1 protein-coding gene and 1 pseudogene are annotated in these 1,037 nt (G+C 34.7%); both read left to right on the forward strand.

What is annotated here, in order from left to right:
- A pseudogene (locus ABD010_RS18110) lies at positions 1-354 on the forward strand (IS21 family transposase); the annotation flags it as partial.
- Positions 354-1,037, forward strand: a 684-nt coding sequence (locus ABD010_RS18115) for an ATP-binding protein (RefSeq protein WP_343816433.1), incomplete at its 3' end; no start/stop codon positions are given. The pseudogene ABD010_RS18110 and the gene ABD010_RS18115, both read left to right, overlap by 1 nt.

A 1,037-nucleotide genomic window follows, 5' to 3' on the forward strand; every position in this document is an offset into this window, starting at 1 on the left:
AATCATCGATTATATCTGGAACATAATCCTGAAAATAATCGTAAATGGGCAGAAACAATCGGGCCTTCTATGGTGCAGTTTGTTTCTTATATTTTAGAAATAAATGCGAAAAAGAAAGCTTTAAACATCCTAAGCGCTCTAAGAAATTTATCAACAAAATACGCAAAGGAAGAAATAGAAAAAGCAACTAAAACATTACTTGAAATATCAACAAATCCCACAATTTCTGTTTTAAAAGGTGTATTAGATAGAAGTCGGAAACGTAAGAAAAAGTCAAATATCGATAACCAACAAAATAATACCAATAGTCATGGATTTGTCCGTGGTGCTGAATACTTTGGAGGGAACAAATAATGATTAATCAAGAAACATTACGTAAATTAACCGAAATGAAAATGGGAGCAATGGCAGAAATATATCAGCAACAAAGTCAGAACAAAGATTATCATGATATGGATTTCGATGATCGATTTAATCTTTTAGTAGATTACGAGTATGATCGTCGAAAATCAAATAGACTGGCACGATTAATTAAACAAGCAACATTTGATGAGCCGACGGCAGCTATTGAAGACATAGAATATCATCCTGATCGCAACCTGGACAAGGATTTAATATTAGAATTAGCAACGGGGAACTATATTCAAAATCACCATAACATTATTTTAATGGGGGCTTCAGGAAACGGGAAAACATGGATATCTAATGCCTTTGGTGTTCATGCGTGTCGTCAATTTTACAAAGTAAAGTATATTAGATTACCAGAATTACTTGATGAATTAGCTGTCGCAAAGTATGAAGCTGATGGCAGCTTCCGAAAGATCATTCAGAAATACAAAAAGATTGATTTATTAATACTTGATGAATGGTTATTAACCGAGCTTACAGAAGAAAATGCACTCCACGTCCTGGAAATTATCGAGTCGAGATTAAAGAGAGCATCTACTATATTCTGTTCCCAATTCTCACCGGAAGGTTGGCATTCAAAGTTGGGGCAAGCACAGGTGGCAGATGCGATTCTTGATCGTATTGTACAT

This window comes from Virgibacillus siamensis (genome assembly GCF_039522605.1).
In the GTDB taxonomy this organism is placed as follows: Bacteria; Bacillota; Bacilli; order Bacillales; family Amphibacillaceae; genus Lentibacillus; species Lentibacillus siamensis.